We start from the raw sequence: 17,976 nt of genomic DNA, 5'->3' as shown, positions 1-17,976 counted from the left end.
GTTCATCCTGAGCCAGGATCAAACTCTCCATAAAAGTGTTTGTCTAGCTAAAATAAATGTTGACGTTTTGTACTTCGTTCAGTTTTCAAAGAACTATGTATCGCTCATCAGCGACTTTCATAATATATCATTTGTGAATTTAAATGTCAAACATTTTTTTGTTTTTCATTTTTCACATTCGCTCATCGGCGACGAAGATAAATTTACCATACTTATTACTTTACAGTCAACACCTTTTTAAAAATTATTTATGCATTCTTTTTCTAATATATTGAACCCTATCTACTGGTGCTGTAATTCGAGAAAACAATTGAAATAAAATGGCATATCTCTCTTCCATTGATCGTTTTACTACATAATCGATTCTTTCATCCTCAAAGTCAAATAAGATTTCATCCATCTCTCTCTTTAATAAGTACTCAATTTCTTTCATTTCTTTCTCAGTCAAGATTAATCCCAGCATGTAATCCCTCCACTTCAATATATGTTAATTATTTCCTATATCTTTATTTTTATGAATAGTAAAAGCATGTTTCAAAAATATACGGCATATATGTAAGTGAAAAAGACTGGACAAGGGAGCTGTGATCTATGTTTTTCTTCTTTGTAACAAGTAAGGGAAAGTTTAAACAACTATTACTCATTGTTCTATTGTCATTATGTACGGCTTGGTTTTTATTTCTCCAAACCTATTCTAAAGAATCCGTGTTCTCAACAGCGACAGGTCCGAAAGCCATTTATAAGGGTGACAGCGCAAAAAAACAGATTGCTCTTACTTTTGATATAAGCTGGGGAGATGAAAAAGCTATACCAATACTAGATACACTGAAACAGCAAAACATACAAAATGCAACCTTCTTTCTTTCTGCTGCGTGGGCGGAACGCCATCCCATGATTGTTGAACGCATTATAAAAGATGGTCATGAAATTGGGAGTATGGGTTACAATTACACGGATTATACATCTCTAAAGCCTGCTGAAGTTAGACAGGACATTTTAAAAGCACAGGACGTATTTCAAAAGCTAGGTCTGAAACAGATGAAACTATTACGTCCACCGAGTGGCAACTTTAATAAAGACATTCTCAAAACTGCTGAGTCTCTTGGATATACAATTGTACATTGGAGCAATAATTCAGATGACTGGAAAAATGAAGGCGTAAAAACAATCGTAACGAAAGTAACCGAAGACTTACATGCGGGAGATATTATTCTTCTCCATGCATCAGACTCGGCGTTACAGACAAATAAAGCATTGCCATTACTAATTGAGCACCTTCGTGCACAAGGATATGCAAGTGCCTCTGTATCAGAGATGATCTCTAACACAAATGTTAAAAGCAAAGAGAGCTGACAAAGGTCAGCTCTCTTTCTTTACGAGTCGATGTAAAATAAGTATTTGATATGCATTACATAATAATAATGGTATTACCATTAGATATAACCAGTCGCTGTCATTTACCCGCAGCGCCGGTGTCCATTCAATAATAGTAACAACGACCATAAAAAAGAGTGTAGGAACAAAAGCTTGTTTGTTTGTCTCTTTACTCTTTATATAGGCCACAAAAGCTGCTACTCCTAATAACGCAGCACCTATTAGTAAGCTGTTTCCTATAGATACACCTTGATTAGCAAATAAAACAGATCGTAAGTATACAAAGTCTACGATAACAAACAGAATTAAAACCAACTGCACACCATTCCAAAGAGAGGCAGAACGGCATATCCCTAGACCAAATCTGTGAATAGTTAAATATGCAAAAAAGCCCATCTGACTAATAACACTAAAAATAAATCCCACACCAAGTAACCAAAATGCTACCGAAAAAATTTCTTTTGCATCAAAATTCTGAAATAAATTCGCGTATTGCTCCCATCTTAAAATAAACCCGATTAAAATGGTACTCAGTCCGCCAAGCATCAATGTTGAAATAAACAAACGTACCCACTTTCGGCTATTCACTACATAATCCCCCATTATTCTACATAGTTCTATTTAAATTGTAATACAAAAAGACCAACGTGACCATGTATAAATTTCAACGTAGGATTCATATTAAAAAAGAAAAAGTAGTGAAAGGGGCTCCGGCTAATGAAACGGATTCCGTTATTATTGTGCTTTCTTCTTTTAACAACTGCCTGCGCTCAACCAAAGCAAGCGGAGTCACAACCGGATTATGATCAAACGAAGAAAATGGTTGTTGATATCTTAAAGACTGACTCCGGAAAAAAAGCGATTGAACAAGTGCTAGCCGATGAGAAAATTAAGCAAACCATGGTTTTAGATGAGGCTGTTGTTAAAAAAACGATAGAAGATGTAATGATGTCTGAAAAAGGGCAACAATTTTGGGAAAAAGCCTTTACAGATCCTCAATTTGTCGCCGCATTCGCAAAAAGCATGGAAAAAGAACAAGCAAAACTGATGAAAACCTTATTAAAAGATCCCGAGTATCAAGCTGGGGTGATTGATATTATGAAAAATCCTGAAATAGAAAAACAAATGATGGAAGTCATGAAAAGTAAAGAATATAGAAAACACGTACAGCAAGTTATAACTGAAACAACAGAAAGTCCTTTGTTTCAAGCAAAAATGATTGATGTTATTAGTAAAGCTATCAAAAAAGCTGAAAAGAGTGGGGAAGAAAGTACAGGTAGTTCAAAGACCTCTAACGGAGAAGGTAACTCTCAAAACCAGCAAGAACAAAAATAAAACCTCCAAATGGAGGTTTTATTTATTTTGCATATATCGTTAATTCAGCGATTTGCTTTGCAATATCATTATAAATTTTACCTATTTGATGATCAGCCTCATATACAGACGGCGCAAAGTCTTCTTTGTCCCAATCCGGTTGTTGCAGAGGAATTTGTCCTAAGACTTTTGTGCGCAGCTCTTCTGCAAGCTTTTGTCCGCCACCTTGCCCAAAAACATATTCTTTCTCGCCTGTGATTTTACTCTCAAAGTAAGACATGTTTTCAATAACGCCTATAATCTCATGCTCAGTACGAAGTGCCATTGCACCTGCACGAGCTGCTACAAAGGAAGCCGTAGGATGAGGTGTTGTAACAATCACCTCTTTACATGCCGGAAGCATAGCATGTACATCTAGCGCAACATCACCTGTACCTGGTGGTAAATCAAGCACCAAATAATCTAGTTCACCCCATTCTACCTCTGTAAAGAAATTATTGAGCATTTTCCCTAGCATCGGCCCTCTCCAAATAACCGGTGCATTATCTTCTACAAAGAACCCCATAGAAATTACTTTTACACCCAGTCGTTCTACAGGAATAATTTTGTCCCCTCTCACAACAGGCCGTTTGGTAATTCCCATCATGTCAGGTACACTAAACCCATAAATATCTGCGTCAACAATACCAACCTTTTTCCCTAATCTCGCTAGAGCAACAGCCAAGTTAACTGATACTGTAGATTTTCCGACTCCGCCCTTACCGCTTGCCACAGCTAAAAATACCGTTTGCGAGTTTGGAGACAGTAGGTTATCCGGCTTCGTTTCATTAATTTCAAAAGCCTTTAGCTCTTCTGCATCCATTTCAGCAAAGCGAATGCCAACTGTTTGTGCGCCCAGCTCCTTGATTAGCTTTACAACGGCAGTTTGTAACTGCATTTGTTCTGCTGTACCTGTTTTAGCAATGGCTAACTTAACACTTACATGATTTTTCTCCGGCTTTACCGTTACTTCTTTAATCCCACCCGTTTCCTTTAGGCTTTTATGTAAAAACGGATCTTGCAGTTGTTCTAATGCTTGTACAATCGTTTCCTTTGTCATCATGATAGCCCCCATCACCTATTGGAAATAAATACGCTTTCATACATTATATCCTATGCTGTATCCTAGGACAAACGGTTATGCATTCTCCTCATATAAATATAAGAAAACCCACCTTATTCAGGAGGGTTTCCCTTTTCTGTAAAATAGCGTAATATACCGCGATATACCGCTGCCGAAACCTTTTGTTGATATTTCTCTGAATTCAATAAATACCGCTCATTTACATTAGATAGAAATCCGGCTTCCACAAGCACACCAGGTACTTCCGTATGTTTTAATAAGTATACACGATTAATCGTCTTTGCTTGCCTATGTGTATTCTCCAAGCTCGTTCTTAGCTCAGCTTGTATATACTTAGCCGCTCTTTCATTCTCAACTAACGAACGATAATAAAATGTCTGTGCACCTTTAGAACTGCTGATCGGTATGGCATTTAAATGTATACTGACAAATAAATCAGCACCGGAATGGTTAATAAGCTTTACCCGTTGTTTTAAATCCTCAGCCTTCCGCCGACTGTACCCCTTTGTATTCTTAGATGCCAAGTCCTCATCTTCATCTCTTGTTAAAATAACTAGCGCTCCTTGTTCTTGTAAATAATCACGAATCTTCTTGGAAATCTCCAGGGTAATTTCTTTCTCAACAATGTCTTCTCCGCCTACGGCCCCACCATCTGGACCACCATGACCGGCATCTAATACGATAATTTTACCTGCTAGAGGCAGATTCCAGGACCTCCATGATTTTGTAATTTCAAATTCATGCTGTACCAGAAAAAATAAAATCACCGCCGCCGTTAGAAATGAAAATGCCTTAATTTTCTTCATACCTCTCCCTCCTGCTCGTCCTCTACTTACTTATATGGGACAAGAGAGAGGAATATGAATCGTTAGCGCAATCTCAATCGATATCTTCTTTCACCTTTTGTATAGCCTTCTGTCCACCAACAAGAGATAAATTCGTGGCATGTATCATATAGAGATTGATGGCACTCCTCTATAAACTCACTAGCTGGAATGCTGCATAAAAACTGGAATAACGTTTCCGCCAAATGACTTTCCTCATAATGAGAGCGAATTTTCACATTCAGTAAAGACTCGCCATAATAGCCAAATTTACTATAACGAGCTCCCAACAAATATGATTCCACCGCAAGCTCTAAACAATAGTCCTCTAAATGACGCGCAAAGCGCGGTGCACTCATGTATTGAATAAATGAATTGTGTATGCCGCTGCGCAATGTTTGTAAGGATAGTTCCCGTAGCAGCCGCTTCTCATATTTCAATTGCTTCTCTCTTCTCTTTTCTGTTAGGGTAGTAACAATTGTCATACAACACCTCCCTACTTCGTAGTCTAAACGACTCGAAACGGAACATGCGGCTAAAAATATTCCAAAGAAAAGAGACGTATAATATTAAGAAACAATAAAACATTTCCTTTTGCATTTTGACTGTTTTCGCAAACTTTGCTTCTATGTAACAAATCGTGGGGAGTGGTTTATTTCTGCTCTAGGTTGCTCACTTTCCGCGGGAATCTCTCACCTTCCACTCCAACCAACCTGAAACAAAGAAACCTATCTAAAAACAACAATTTTTGAGAAAAGAGCCTACATTTTTGCCTCTGTTTCATAACGGTCTGAACAGGATAGAAATCAGACCAAAGGAATTACATTAATTATTACTGTTATCGGTAAGAACCTTTACTGTTTTTAGCATATAAAAAACTCCAAGCAAATTTGCTTGGAGTTTGAAAACGTAAAAATTAACGTTTTGAGAACTGAGGTGCACGACGAGCACCTTTAAGACCGTATTTCTTACGCTCTTTCATACGTGCGTCACGAGTCAACAATCCTGCACGCTTAAGAGTTAAGCGGTACTCAGGATCAGCTTTTAGCAATGCTCTTGCGATACCGTGACGGATTGCACCAGCTTGACCAGTGAAACCGCCGCCGCTTACATTTACAAGAACATCGTAGTTACCTAAAGTTTCAGTTGCAACTAGAGGTTGTTTAACTACTTCACGCAATGCAGCGAATGGGATATAGTTTTCGAATTCACGACCGTTGATGATAACGCGTCCTTCACCTGGAACGAGACGTACGCGCGCTACTGAACTCTTACGACGTCCAGTACCATAGTATTGTACCTGTGCCAAATTAAACCCTCCTTAGTAAATTATCCGCGAAGTTCGTAAACTTCTGGTTTTTGTGCTTGGTGTGGATGCTCAGAACCAGCATACACGTTTAATTTCTTAACCATTTGACGACCCAAACGGTTCTTTGGAAGCATACCTTTAACAGCAAGCTCGATCATTTGTACTGGGTAGTTTGTACGCATTTCCAATGCAGTTCTTTGTTTCAAACCGCCTGGGTGCATAGTGTGACGATAGTAAATTTTATCGTTCAATTTATTACCTGTTAGGTGAACCTTTTCAGCGTTGATGATGATTACATGATCACCAGTATCAACGTGTGGTGTAAAAGTTGGTTTGTTTTTACCGCGTAAAATAGCAGCTACTTCGCTTGCAAGACGACCTAAAGTTTGACCTTCAGCATCGATCACATACCATTTACGCTCAACTTCGTTAGCTTTTGCCATGAAAGTCGTACGCATGTTTATTTCCCTCCTACATGTTTTGTTCTCAAGATCAATTCATTGTTTATCTTAAACACGATTAATTTCCGGGGCTAATCGTGGTTTTAGAAACAATACCATATGTTATGATATATCTTTGCGAAACCAATGTCAAGCAAATGTTACACCAGGATTAGTTGTTATAGTTTACCTGCCATAAATATAGCCCGTGTCCCGGTGCTGTTTTACTAGCATAGCGACGGTCGCGCTTTTCCAGAATGGCTGGTATATCTGCAGGAGCACGCCTTCCTTGCCCAACATCAAGCAATGTCCCTACCATAATACGGACCATATTATACAAGAAACCATTACCTACAAATCGAAATAGAAGTTCATCGCCATTTTGCTGTATTTCAATTTCATGAATGGTGCGCACTTTGTTTTCTTTATCTGATTTCGCAGAGCAAAATGAAGTGAAATCATGTGTGCCTAAAAAGTGCTTTGCCGCAGCTTCCATTGTACTTACATCAATGCGATACGGATAACGATACATATAATTGCGTGCAAATACATTATCCCTTCCATTTAGCAACACCTTATAACGGTATTCCTTACTCACGACATCATAGCGCGCATGAAAATGCGAATGAACCTTTTCCACCCTTCTTACCGCAATATCCTCAGGTAATGCTGAATTTAAAGCAGCAACCCAGCCTAAAGCAGGAATAGCAAGGGGGGAATCAAAATGAAAAACTTGTCCGTACGCATGCACTCTAGCATCTGTTCGACCTGAGGCATGCGTACGAATGTCATCTTTATGAATTTTGCGAAGCGCTCGTTCTATCTCAAATTGAACCGTCCTGTCTTTTTGCTGCATTTGATAGCCACTAAAATTTGTTCCATCATATGAAATGGTACACTTTATTCTTTCCATGTATATCACCAACGTAAAAGAATAAGGACTAACGCTATTACTACTAAACTTAGCAATGCTAAATTATCCTTATATCCCCATTGTAACTGACGAAATTTGGTTCGCCCTTCTCCGCCCCTATAGCCTCTTGCTTCCATCGCAATGGCAAGGTCTTCAGCACGTTTAAAAGCACTAATAAATAGAGGGACGAGCAAGGCAATTACAGCTCGCAGTCTCTCTTTTAGGGGCCCGCCTGTAAAATCTGTTCCACGTGAAGATTGTGCTTTCATAATCTTTTCTGTTTCCTCCATAAGTGTCGGAATGAAACGTAACGAAATGGACATCATTAATGCAATTTCATGCACAGGCATACCAATCCGTTTAAATGGTGAGAGTAATGTCTCCAACCCATCTGTAATTTCAATAGGTGTAGTGGTTAGTGTTAGCATAGTTGTTATGATAATTAGCAGCAAAAAGCGCAAGGATATATAAATTCCTTGTTGTAAGCCTTTTTCATAGACTGCAAACCACCCAACTTGAAACAATACATTACCTTCTTTCGTTGTTAAAACGTGAAGAAGAAATGTAAATAAAAATAACCATAATACCGGTTTTAAGCCCGAAACGATATATTTAATAGGCACGCGTGATAAAAATAAGGGAATAGATGTGTATAGCAATAGTACTGTGTACGATATTGCATCGTTTGCTAAAAAGACTACAAATACATATAGGAAAGCAAACAACAGCTTAGTCCGAGGGTCTAAACGATGGATAATAGAATGACTAGGAATATATTTACCAATAATAAGCTGCTGCATCTACATTCCACCCTTCTTAAACAAAGAAGTTATTTCTTCTGCTAAAGCCTCTATTGTTAATGCATTGGTATCGAGCGTAATATTCATTCTTTGTTCAAGAAGCTGCTTACACTTTACAGAAAGGGGCACAGACAGACCAATCTCTTCTAATAAAGTCGCATTGGAGAAAACTTCTTCTGGTTTACCACGTAGAAAGACCGTACCCTTATGCATAACCACGACTTCTTGGGCATATTGTGCCGCATCTTCCATGTTATGTGTAACTAGTATAACCGTTATCCCTCTTTGTTTATGGAGTTTATAGAACATAGCCATGAGTTCTTCCTGACCTCTCGGATCAAGCCCCGCAGTCGGTTCATCTAAGACGAGAACTTCAGGTTCCATAGCCAATACTCCCGCTATAGCAACACGGCGCATTTGTCCACCACTTAGTTCGAATGGGGATTTCTGCAGGAACTCTATCGGTAGCCCTACCATTTCAAGAGCAAATGCAGCCTTTTTCTTTGCTTCCTCACTAGAAACACCAAAATTTAAAGGTCCAAAACAAATATCCTTTTCTACAGTTTCTTCAAACAACTGATGCTCCGGATATTGAAATACAATGCCGACCTTCTTGCGAATACCTTTTAGCTTTTTCTGCTTTTTATCAGCAGCCACAACAATATCTCCCAGCTCTACTTTCCCCGCTGTTGGCTTTAAAAGCGCATTTAAATGCTGAATAACTGTAGATTTACCTGAGCCTGTATGACCAATAATAGCGTAATAGCCGCCTTCTAAAAAAGAAAGGTCTATATCATATATAGCTAACCGTTCAAACGGTGTATTCTTTTGATATCGATGTTCTACTTTTTTAAATATAATGTCCAAAGCTCGTTCACCAAACTTTCCGCGGTAAGATGCATCTTGTTTACCGGTAACATTCGCTCTTTTAACATTTCTGTCAATCTTACTGAAAAAGGAACGTTGAGTCCCATAGAGCGAAGCTCCTCTGTAAACGTAAATACATATTCAGGCGTGCCTTCTTTTACTATATTCCCTCGGTCAAGCACAACGATACGATCTGATTGCGCTGCTTCTTCTAAATCATGGGTAATTGAAATGACAGTCATATGATTTGCTTGCACCAGCTGCTGTACCGTTTCCATTACTTCTTTTCTTCCCATAGGATCTAACATAGAGGTCGCTTCATCCAAAATCAAAATGGAAGGTCGGAGCGCTAACACACTTGCAATCGCTACACGCTGTTTTTGTCCGCCTGATAAGGTGTGAGGCTCCTGTTCAGCAAATTCCTCCATACCGACCAAAGAAAGGGCATACTGTAATCTTTCTATCATTTCATTACGCGGCACACCTCTATTTTCCATTCCAAACACTACATCATCTTGTACTGTTGTCCCGACAAATTGATTATCCGGATTTTGAAAGACCATCCCAATATGCTCACGTACATCCCATATCGTTTCTTCTGATAAAATAATTTCCCCATTTACTAGAATAACGCCTTCATTGGGAAGCAGTAACCCATTTAGAATTTTAGCTAGCGTAGACTTACCTGAACCGTTTTGGCCGATGATAGACAGCCATTCTCCTTGATAAACAGAAAATGATATATCTTTTAAAGCAGCCTCTTTTGCATGAGGATATTGAAACGACAAATGCTCTATACGAAGCTTCTCTTCCTTCATTTATCGACACCTTCTCGTATTATTTCCTAAGAAATACGAATATTCCCTATCAATGCATACAAAAAAAGGGCCACGACCAGTTACTTAAAAAGCACTGTCCTGCCCTTTTACTGCGGTTATACTAATTCGATGATAACCATTGGAGCACCGTCACCGCGACGAGGACCAACTTTAGCGATACGAGTGTATCCACCTTGGCGGTCTGCGTAGCGAGGAGCGATGTCTGCAAATAATTTTTGCAACGCATCTTGCTTCGTCTCAGCGTTTGCTACTTCGTTACGAACGTAAGAAGCTGCTTGACGGCGAGCGTGAAGATCTCCGCGTTTACCTAGAGTAATCATTTTTTCTACTACGGAACGAAGCTCTTTCGCACGAGTTTCAGTCGTTTCGATGCGCTCGTTGATGATTAAGTCAGTAGTCAAGTCACGTAACATAGCTTTACGTTGCGCGCTTGTACGGCCTAATTTTCTGTATGCCATTCGTAGTTCCCTCCTTCGTTGATTGTTAACAAAACAAAGAAACCTTAGTCGTCCTTACGTAAGCCTAAGCCTAGCTCTTCAAGCTTGTGCTTTACTTCCTCTAAGGATTTACGTCCTAAGTTACGAACTTTCATCATATCTTCTTCTGTTTTGTTAGCAAGCTCTTGTACCGTATTGATACCAGCTCGCTTTAAGCAGTTATAAGAACGAACAGAAAGATCCAGTTCTTCAATTGTCATTTCTAAAACTTTTTCTTTTTGATCTTCTTCTTTTTCTACCATAATCTCCGCATTTTGCGCTTCGTTAGTTAAACCAACAAAGATATTTAAATGCTCGGTTAAAATCTTAGCTCCTAACGAAATTGCTTCTTTCGGCCCGATGCTTCCATCCGTCCATACATCTAGCGTCAATTTGTCAAAGTTCGTTACTTGCCCTACACGTGTATTTTCCACTTGGTACGTTACACGTGACACTGGAGTGAAAATGGAATCAATAGGAATTACGCCTATTGGTTGATCTTCTCTTTTGTTTGCATCAGCTGGCGTATACCCACGACCACGCTTTGCAGTTAAACGCATGCGTAAATGCGCATCCTTTGCTAACGTTGCAATGTGTAAATCCGGATTTAAGATTTCGACATCGCTATCATGAGTAATATCGGCAGCTGTGACAACACCTTCACCCTGCACATCAATTTCAAGCGTTTTCTCCTCTTCAGAGTAAATCTTAAGCGCCAATTTCTTGATGTTTAAGATAATTGTTGTAACATCTTCTACAACACCCTCAATTGTTGAAAACTCATGAAGTACACCATCAATTTGGATTGACGTAACAGCGGCACCAGGGAGTGAAGATAACAAAATACGACGTAAGGAGTTACCCAAAGTAGTACCATATCCACGCTCAAGTGGTTCAATAACGAATTTACCGTATTTAGCGCCTTCGTTAAGTTCAACCGTTTCGATTTTCGGTTTTTCAATCTCGATCATGTATTAAACCCTCCTTCAAAACGTCGAAACCCCGGCTAGACAAGTAGTATTGTCTAACCGAAAGTCCCCCTTAGGCAGTTCCCGATTGTGCACAACAAGCGATGCTTCTGTTAAATATTTTCAGTCTATATCCCATTATAGACAAGAGTAAGAAATTTATACAGAAGAATTACACACGACGACGTTTTGGCGGACGGCATCCGTTATGAGGTACTGGCGTAACATCGCGGATCGCTGTTACTTCTAGACCTGCAGCTTGAAGCGCACGGATTGCAGCTTCACGACCTGCACCAGGACCTTTAACAGTAACCTCTAGAGTTTTTAAACCATGCTCCATAGATGTCTTTGCAGCTGTTTCAGCAGCCATTTGCGCCGCAAATGGTGTAGACTTACGAGAGCCTTTGAAACCAAGTGCACCAGCACTAGACCAAGAAAGTGCGTTACCATGAACGTCTGTGATTGTTACGATTGTGTTGTTGAATGTTGAGCGGATGTGTGCGATACCAGCTTCAATGTTCTTTTTCACACGACGTTTACGAGTGTTAGTTTTACGTGCCATTGATGTTCAACCTCCTTTACTTAATTATTTCTTTTTGTTCGCTACTGTACGACGAGGACCTTTACGTGTACGAGCATTGTTCTTAGTATTTTGACCACGAACTGGTAAACCACGGCGATGGCGAATACCACGATAAGAACCGATTTCCATTAGACGCTTGATGTTTAGGGATACTTCACGACGAAGGTCACCTTCAACTTTCAATTTGTCAATGATATCACGGATTTTACCTAATTCTTCTTCTGTTAGATCACGAACACGAGTATCTTCAGAAACGCCAGCTTCAGCAAGAACCTTCTCCGCTGTTGGACGACCAATACCGTATACGTATGTTAAAGAAATAACGACGCGTTTGTCACGAGGAATATCTACACCTGCAATACGTGCCATTAGAAAACACCTCCTTCAAATTAACCTTGTTTTTGCTTATGTTTAGGATTTTCACAGATAACCATTACTTTTCCTCTTCTGCGAATAACTTTACATTTTTCACAGATCGGCTTTACAGATGGTCTTACTTTCATCTCTCTAACCTCCTTAAAGATTACGGAGTGCTATATCATTTAAAACGGTACGTAATACGACCACGATTTAAATCGTACGGAGATAATTCTACCGTAACTTTGTCTCCAGGTAAAATACGAATGAAGTTCATACGAATTTTACCAGAAACATGAGCTAATACGACATGCTTGTTTTCCAGTTCTACTTTGAACATAGCATTCGGTAATGTCTCGATAACTGTACCTTCAATTTCAATTACATCATCTTTAGCCATTTCTTGTTCTCCCTTCTTCAAATCGTCTTTGAGACTGCTCTGAAATCTCGGAGAAGTAAACTACTCAGTTGTCAAAATTTCATACCCTGTTTCCGTAATGGCAATTGTATGTTCAAAGTGAGCACACCACTTACCATCCACAGTCACTACTGTCCAGTTGTCGGACAATGTTTTCACATATCGATGTCCTTGGTTAATCATCGGTTCAATACAAAGTACCATGCCCGGTTTTAACCTCGGCCCTTTTCCCGGAGGTCCGTAGTGCGGAATTTGGGGAGCTTCATGTAAGTCTTGCCCAATCCCATGTCCTACATACTCTCTTACGACTGAAAAACCCTCGCCTTCAGCATACACTTGGATCGCATGAGAAATATTTGAAAGCCTTACATTAGGTTTTGCTTCTGCTAAGCCAATGTGCAACGATTTCTCTGTGACATCAAGCAGCTTCTGGACAGAATCTGAAATCTTGCCGACCGGATACGTCCATGCAGAATCTCCATGATATCCGTTATATTTAGCACCAATATCAATGCTAATAATATCGCCGTCTTTGAGCTTACGATCTCCTGGAATACCGTGAACAAGTTCTTCATTAACGGAAGCACAGATGCTTCCCGGAAAGCCATTATATCCTTTAAATGATGGCGTAGCACCATACCCTCGGATGACTTTCTCAGCAATGGAATCAAGCTCTTTCGTTGTAATCCCAGGTACAATATGCTTTTTTAACTCTTTATGCGTAAGAGCGACAATTTTGCCGGCATATCGCATGATCTCGATTTCACGAGGCGTTTTACATATAATCATTACGCTAACTCTCCGATAAGCGCATTGATATCTGCAAATACCTTGCTAATTTCTTGCTCACCGTCGATATTTCTTACATAACCAAGCTCACCATAGAAGTCCAGCAAAGGTTGCGTCTGCTTGATGTTTACTTCAAGGCGATTCGCAACGGTTTCTTCATTGTCATCAGAACGTTGATACAATTCACCGCCGCATTTGTCGCAAACACCTTCCACTTGAGGCGGATTAAATATCAAATGATACGTAGCGCCGCAGCTTTTGCAGATCCGTCTGCCCGTCAATCGTTTTAGCAATAGGCTAGAGTCAACATTAATGTTGAGGACATAATCAATCTTCTTGCCAAGATCTTTCATAATCCCTTCCAAAGCATCAGCCTGCGCAACAGTTCGCGGAAAACCGTCAAGCAAGAAACCTTTGGAGCAATCGTCTTTCGCTAAACGCTCACGAACAATACCGATTGTTACTTCATCCGGAACGAGCTCACCTTTATCCATGAAAGATTTTGCTTGTAGGCCAAGTTCCGTTCCTTCTTTTATAGCAGCACGAAACATATCGCCTGTCGAGATATGAGGAATGTTGTACTCAGCAACGATTTGCTCGGCTTGTGTACCCTTTCCTGCTCCCGGAAGTCCCATTAAAATTAGATTCATCTTTGAGTTCCCCCTAAGGATAAGCCTTTAGGGAAGATTACTCTTCCCGGCTCATTGTTTGATAAAGCCTTTATAATGGCGTTTCACTAACTGGCTCTCTAGCTGCTTCATTGTTTCTAAAGCAACCCCGATTACAATCAGTAAGCTCATTCCACCAATTTGGGCAGAAGCTGGAAGATCAGCTATTTTAATGAATAACACAGGCAGAATTGCAATTGCCGCTAGGAAAATTGCACCTACGAACGTTAAACGGTATAAGACCTTTGTTAAATATTGTTCTGTATTCTTACCCGGACGAATACCAGGAACGTATCCACCTTGTTTATTCAGATTTTCAGCCATCTGCTCCGGATTAACCTGAACAAATGCATAGAAATACGTGAAGGCAACGATTAAAGCAACATATACGATCATTCCTACTGGATGATTGTAGTTAAAGTTATTTATAATCCATTGCGAAACATCGCTTTTCGGGAAAAACTGAGCAATTGTCGGTGGCGTAATCAGGAAAGAAACAGCGAAAATGACTGGAATTACACCTGCACTATTTACTTTTAAAGGTAAATGCGTGTTTTGCGCACCAGCAAAACCGTTGTTTCCTGTAGAACGTTTTGCATACTGAATTGGAATCTTACGAGTCGCTTGTTGGATGTAGATAACACCTACAATAACCGCCAATAAAGCAAGCAAAACCAATCCTACTTTTACAAGACGAATGAATAAATCATCCCCTGCATCTTGGAACTGCTGTACATAAACTTGATTTATAACATTCGGAATCGCTGCTGTAATACCTGCAAAGATGATGATAGAAATACCGTTTCCTACCCCTTTTGCAGTAATCTGCTCACCAAGCCACATTAAAAATGCTGTCCCGGCAGTCAGAACAGTAGCAATGTATAAATAAGTCGTCCAGCCTGGATCAATAATTAGCTGACCACCAGCCAAATTGTTGAATCCAATTGACATCCCAATCGCTTGGATAAAACCAAGAGCAATTGTAAAGTAACGTGTAAATTGCGCTAACTTACGACGCCCGGCTTCCCCTTGCTTTGACCATTCTGTAAACTTAGGAACAACATCCATCTGTAATAGCTGTACAATGATGGATGCTGTAATGTAAGGCATAATCCCCATTGCGAAGATTGAGAAGTTTTGTAAGGCACCTCCACCAAACGTGTTGAGAATACCTAAAGCACTCAACGAGTCTTGTGCTTTTAGAACATCACCGTTGACGTGCGGTACCGGAATAAATGTACCGATACGAAACACGATCAACATCGCAAAGGTGAAAAAGATTTTATTTCTTATCTCAGCAACGCGCATAAAGTTGGAGATTGTGCGAAACATTAAATCACCTCAGTTTTGCCGCCAGCTGCTTCAATAGCCGCAGTAGCAGTTGAAGAAAACTTATGTGCTTTTACAGTAAGCTTCTTCTCTAACTTGCCGTTAGCAAGAATTTTCACACCGTTGTTTACTTTGCTGATTACGCCAGTTTCAAGTAATAATTCTGGTGTTACTTCTGTACCATCTTCAAAGCGATTTAATGCTGTTAGGTTAACGATAGCAAATTCTTTACGGTTGATGTTTGTGAAACCGCGTTTTGGTAAACGACGGTAAAGTGGAGTTTGGCCACCCTCAAAACCAAGGCGAACACCGCCGCCAGAACGAGCGTTTTGTCCTTTATGACCTTTACCAGCAGTTTTACCGTTACCAGAACCGATACCACGTCCAACACGGTTGCGAACTTTACGAGAACCTTCAGCAGGCTTTAATTCATGAAGTTTCATTCCGAGGCACCTCCTTATTGTACGTAATTTATTATTAAACTTCTTTCACTGTTACAAGGTGAGAAACTTTAGTGATCATGCCGCGGATCGCAGGAGATTCCTCTTTCACTACAGTTTGGTTAAGCTTACGTAAGCCTAATGCTTCAACTGTTGCGCGTTGATCTTGCGGACGACCAATTACACTACGAGTGAGGGTAATTTCTAACTTCTTTGCCATGTGTTTTCCCTCCTTCTTCTTAGCCTAGTAGCTCTTCTACAGTTTTACCACGCAATTTCGCTACATCTTCAGCACGCTTTAATTGGCTTAATCCGTTCATTGTAGCGCGAACCATGTTGATTGGTGTGTTAGAGCCTAAAGATTTAGAAAGAATATCTTGTACACCAGCAAGCTCAAGTACCGCACGAACAGGACCACCTGCGATAACTCCAGTACCCTCAGAAGCAGGCTTCAAGAATACTTCACCAGCTCCGAAAAGACCTAACACTGAGTGTGGAATTGTTGTACCAACTAGAGGTACGCGAATCAAGTTTTTCTTCGCATCTTCGATAGCCTTGCGAATCGCATCAGGTACTTCTTGTGCTTTACCTGTTCCGAATCCAACATGACCATTTTTGTCTCCAACTACAACCAATGCTGCAAAGCGGAAACGACGTCCACCTTTAACAACCTTTGCAACACGGTTAATCGTTACTACACGTTCTTCAAGTTCTAATTTGCTTGGGTCAATGCGACGCATCTGTTTTCCCTCCTTTGACCATTAAAATTGTAATCCAGCTTCACGAGCAGCTTCAGCTAAAGCTTTAACACGACCATGGTATAGGTAACCACCGCGATCGAATACTACTTCTTTAATACCTTTCTCAACAGCACGCTTTGCAACTAACTCGCCTACTTTTGTAGCAGCAGAAATGTTGCCAGTACCTTCAAGAGAAAGTTCTTTATCAAGAGTAGATGCACTTACCAAAGTTACACCCTTCACATCGTCAATTACTTGAGCGTAAATGTGTTGATTAGAACGGAATACGTTTAAACGAGGACGTTGTGCCGTACCTGTAAGCTTTGCGCGTACACGTGCATGTCTTTTCTTACGAACCACATTTTTATCAGGTTTAGTGATCATTGATGTCACTCCTTTCTTTCACCTAATGGGCTTACTTAGCTGTTTTACCTTCTTTACGACGTACATTTTCGCCTTCGTAGCGAATACCTTTGCCTTTGTAAGGCTCTGGAGCACGTACTGCACGGATGTTAGCAGCCAATTCACCAACACGTTGTTTATCGATACCTTTTACGACGATCTTTGTGTTTGAAGGAACTTCGATTTCAATACCTGCTTCAGGCGTGATCTCAACTGGATGAGAGTAACCTACGTTCAATACAAGCTTGTTACCTTGCTTTTGCGCACGGTAACCAACCCCGATTAACTCAAGGCTACGTTGGAAGCCATTTGTTACACCTTCAACCATGTTGCCGATTAAAGCACGAGTTGTACCGTGAAGAGCGCGGTGTTCTTTTTGATCAGAAGGACGCTCAACAGTTAAAATGTTATCTTCAATCTTAACAGCAATAGCTGCGTTGAATGTACGAGACAATTCACCTTTAGGACCTTTAACTGTTACTGTGTTGTTTTCGCTAACAGTAACTGTAACGCCTGCAGGGATTTCAAGAATCTTTTTACCAATACGAGACATTTGTCACACCTCCGTTCGTTTCGATATTACCAAACGTACGCTACTACTTCTCCACCTGTTTGTGCTTGACGAGCTTCTTTGTCAGTCATAACACCTTTAGATGTAGAAACGATCGCGATACCTAGTCCGTTAAGTACACGTGGTACTTCATCAGATTTTGCATATACACGTAAGCCAGGCTTACTGATGCGTTTTAGTCCTGTAATAACACGCTCGTTATTTGGACCGTATTTCAAGAAGATACGAAGAATACCTTGTTTGTTATCCTCGATCAATTCTACGTCGCGAACGAAACCTTCACGCTTTAAGATTTCTGCAATTTCTTTCTTGATTTTAGAAGCAGGAACTTCTAATTTATCGTGACGTACCATGTTCGCATTACGGATGCGAGTAAGCATATCTGCAATTGGATCTGTCATCACCATTTGTTTTACCTCCTTCCCATTTTCG

Annotated in this window: 28 protein-coding genes; 2 read left to right on the top strand and 26 right to left on the bottom strand. The window is 40.1% G+C overall.

Annotated features, from left to right (window positions below):
• Positions 1–244 precede the first annotated feature (244 nt).
• Complete coding sequence (locus EEJ45_RS14545; protein WP_124565539.1) at positions 245–463, bottom strand: hypothetical protein; 219 nt, start codon at positions 461–463, stop codon at positions 245–247.
• 128 nt (positions 464–591) lie between these two features.
• Here EEJ45_RS14545 and pdaB point away from each other — a divergent pair, with 128 nt between their 5' ends.
• Positions 592–1,353, top strand: a complete 762-nt coding sequence (gene pdaB / locus EEJ45_RS14540; RefSeq protein ID WP_124565538.1) for a polysaccharide deacetylase family sporulation protein PdaB — start codon at positions 592–594, stop codon at positions 1,351–1,353.
• Between the two features lie 6 nt (positions 1,354–1,359).
• Here pdaB and EEJ45_RS14535 read toward each other — a convergent pair whose 3' ends face one another.
• Positions 1,360–1,962, bottom strand: coding sequence for a KinB-signaling pathway activation protein (locus EEJ45_RS14535; protein WP_124565537.1), 603 nt, complete (start codon positions 1,960–1,962; stop codon positions 1,360–1,362).
• A 129-nt stretch (positions 1,963–2,091) separates the two neighbouring features.
• Here EEJ45_RS14535 and gerD point away from each other — a divergent pair, with 129 nt between their 5' ends.
• Entirely contained in the window at positions 2,092–2,709 is a 618-nt protein-coding gene (gene gerD / locus EEJ45_RS14530) for a spore germination lipoprotein GerD (RefSeq protein ID WP_124565536.1), read from the top strand.
• A gap of 22 nt (positions 2,710–2,731) precedes the next feature.
• Here gerD and EEJ45_RS14525 read toward each other — a convergent pair whose 3' ends face one another.
• The 24 genes from EEJ45_RS14525 to rpsH all read right to left on the bottom strand — a co-directional run bounded on the left by EEJ45_RS14525 (position 2,732) and on the right by rpsH (position 17,951).
• On the bottom strand, positions 2,732–3,790 hold the full coding sequence (locus EEJ45_RS14525; RefSeq protein ID WP_124565535.1) for an Mrp/NBP35 family ATP-binding protein: 1,059 nt from the start codon (positions 3,788–3,790) through the stop codon (positions 2,732–2,734).
• A gap of 113 nt (positions 3,791–3,903) precedes the next feature.
• Entirely contained in the window at positions 3,904–4,617 is a 714-nt protein-coding gene (gene cwlD / locus EEJ45_RS14520; protein ID WP_124565534.1) for an N-acetylmuramoyl-L-alanine amidase CwlD, read from the bottom strand.
• A gap of 62 nt (positions 4,618–4,679) precedes the next feature.
• Entirely contained in the window at positions 4,680–5,120 is a 441-nt protein-coding gene (locus EEJ45_RS14515) for a DUF2521 family protein (protein WP_124565533.1), read from the bottom strand.
• Positions 5,121–5,551: 431 nt separating this feature from the next.
• A complete protein-coding gene (gene rpsI / locus EEJ45_RS14510; RefSeq protein ID WP_124565532.1) occupies positions 5,552–5,944 on the bottom strand; it encodes a 30S ribosomal protein S9 in 393 nt (130 codons plus the stop codon).
• A gap of 20 nt (positions 5,945–5,964) precedes the next feature.
• The gene (rplM, locus tag EEJ45_RS14505) at positions 5,965–6,402 is read right to left on the bottom strand and encodes a 50S ribosomal protein L13 (protein WP_124565531.1); all 438 of its coding nucleotides are present in this window, start codon (positions 6,400–6,402) and stop codon (positions 5,965–5,967) included.
• A 154-nt stretch (positions 6,403–6,556) separates the two neighbouring features.
• Positions 6,557–7,297 (bottom strand): tRNA pseudouridine(38-40) synthase TruA, encoded by a 741-nt coding sequence (gene truA, locus EEJ45_RS14500; protein ID WP_124565530.1) that lies wholly within the window; start codon positions 7,295–7,297, stop codon positions 6,557–6,559.
• Between the two features lie 5 nt (positions 7,298–7,302).
• Positions 7,303–8,097: an energy-coupling factor transporter transmembrane component T family protein gene (locus EEJ45_RS14495; protein WP_124565529.1), complete on the bottom strand. Its 795-nt coding sequence runs from the start codon at positions 8,095–8,097 to the stop codon at positions 7,303–7,305.
• Positions 8,098–8,964, bottom strand: a complete 867-nt coding sequence (locus tag EEJ45_RS14490; RefSeq protein WP_124565528.1) for an energy-coupling factor ABC transporter ATP-binding protein — start codon at positions 8,962–8,964, stop codon at positions 8,098–8,100. It abuts the gene before it with no gap.
• Positions 8,940–9,782, bottom strand: coding sequence for an energy-coupling factor ABC transporter ATP-binding protein (locus EEJ45_RS14485; RefSeq protein ID WP_124565527.1), 843 nt, complete (start codon positions 9,780–9,782; stop codon positions 8,940–8,942). Before EEJ45_RS14485 ends, EEJ45_RS14490 begins: the two co-directional genes overlap by 25 nt.
• 116 nt (positions 9,783–9,898) lie before the next feature.
• Positions 9,899–10,261 carry a 50S ribosomal protein L17 gene (gene rplQ, locus EEJ45_RS14480; protein ID WP_124565526.1) on the bottom strand — a complete coding sequence of 121 codons (363 nt, stop codon included), beginning with the start codon at positions 10,259–10,261 and terminating at the stop codon, positions 9,899–9,901.
• Positions 10,262–10,305: 44 nt separating this feature from the next.
• On the bottom strand, positions 10,306–11,250 hold the full coding sequence (locus EEJ45_RS14475) for a DNA-directed RNA polymerase subunit alpha (protein ID WP_124565525.1): 945 nt from the start codon (positions 11,248–11,250) through the stop codon (positions 10,306–10,308).
• Positions 11,251–11,419: 169 nt separating this feature from the next.
• A complete protein-coding gene (rpsK, locus tag EEJ45_RS14470; protein WP_124565524.1) occupies positions 11,420–11,809 on the bottom strand; it encodes a 30S ribosomal protein S11 in 390 nt (129 codons plus the stop codon).
• A gap of 24 nt (positions 11,810–11,833) precedes the next feature.
• Entirely contained in the window at positions 11,834–12,199 is a 366-nt protein-coding gene (gene rpsM / locus EEJ45_RS14465; RefSeq protein ID WP_124565523.1) for a 30S ribosomal protein S13, read from the bottom strand.
• A 20-nt stretch (positions 12,200–12,219) separates the two neighbouring features.
• Positions 12,220–12,333 carry a 50S ribosomal protein L36 gene (gene rpmJ, locus EEJ45_RS14460; RefSeq protein ID WP_000868344.1) on the bottom strand — a complete coding sequence of 38 codons (114 nt, stop codon included), beginning with the start codon at positions 12,331–12,333 and terminating at the stop codon, positions 12,220–12,222.
• A 35-nt stretch (positions 12,334–12,368) separates the two neighbouring features.
• Positions 12,369–12,587, bottom strand: coding sequence for a translation initiation factor IF-1 (gene infA, locus EEJ45_RS14455; RefSeq protein ID WP_028400878.1), 219 nt, complete (start codon positions 12,585–12,587; stop codon positions 12,369–12,371).
• Positions 12,588–12,647: 60 nt separating this feature from the next.
• A complete protein-coding gene (gene map / locus EEJ45_RS14450; protein WP_124565522.1) occupies positions 12,648–13,394 on the bottom strand; it encodes a type I methionyl aminopeptidase in 747 nt (248 codons plus the stop codon).
• Complete coding sequence (locus EEJ45_RS14445) at positions 13,394–14,044, bottom strand: adenylate kinase (protein ID WP_124565521.1); 651 nt, start codon at positions 14,042–14,044, stop codon at positions 13,394–13,396. The genes map and EEJ45_RS14445 overlap by 1 nt, the downstream gene beginning before the upstream one ends.
• A 51-nt stretch (positions 14,045–14,095) precedes the next feature.
• Positions 14,096–15,394, bottom strand: a complete 1,299-nt coding sequence (gene secY / locus EEJ45_RS14440) for a preprotein translocase subunit SecY (RefSeq protein WP_124565520.1) — start codon at positions 15,392–15,394, stop codon at positions 14,096–14,098.
• Positions 15,394–15,834 (bottom strand): 50S ribosomal protein L15, encoded by a 441-nt coding sequence (gene rplO, locus EEJ45_RS14435; RefSeq protein ID WP_124565519.1) that lies wholly within the window; start codon positions 15,832–15,834, stop codon positions 15,394–15,396. The genes secY and rplO overlap by 1 nt, the downstream gene beginning before the upstream one ends.
• A gap of 34 nt (positions 15,835–15,868) precedes the next feature.
• Positions 15,869–16,051, bottom strand: coding sequence for a 50S ribosomal protein L30 (rpmD, locus tag EEJ45_RS14430; protein ID WP_124565518.1), 183 nt, complete (start codon positions 16,049–16,051; stop codon positions 15,869–15,871).
• 19 nt (positions 16,052–16,070) lie between these two features.
• Positions 16,071–16,571, bottom strand: coding sequence for a 30S ribosomal protein S5 (gene rpsE, locus EEJ45_RS14425; protein ID WP_124565517.1), 501 nt, complete (start codon positions 16,569–16,571; stop codon positions 16,071–16,073).
• A 21-nt stretch (positions 16,572–16,592) separates the two neighbouring features.
• Positions 16,593–16,955: a 50S ribosomal protein L18 gene (gene rplR / locus EEJ45_RS14420; RefSeq protein ID WP_124565516.1), complete on the bottom strand. Its 363-nt coding sequence runs from the start codon at positions 16,953–16,955 to the stop codon at positions 16,593–16,595.
• Between the two features lie 31 nt (positions 16,956–16,986).
• Positions 16,987–17,526 (bottom strand): 50S ribosomal protein L6, encoded by a 540-nt coding sequence (gene rplF / locus EEJ45_RS14415; protein ID WP_124565515.1) that lies wholly within the window; start codon positions 17,524–17,526, stop codon positions 16,987–16,989.
• A gap of 26 nt (positions 17,527–17,552) precedes the next feature.
• Entirely contained in the window at positions 17,553–17,951 is a 399-nt protein-coding gene (gene rpsH, locus EEJ45_RS14410) for a 30S ribosomal protein S8 (RefSeq protein WP_124565514.1), read from the bottom strand.
• Between the last annotated feature and the right edge of the window lie 25 nt (positions 17,952–17,976).

The sequence above is a fragment of the Ectobacillus antri genome, from assembly GCF_003852715.1.
GTDB classification, from domain to species: Bacteria; Bacillota; Bacilli; order Bacillales; family Bacillaceae_G; genus Ectobacillus; species Ectobacillus antri.
This window is presented reverse-complemented; position numbering and strand designations above follow the sequence as displayed.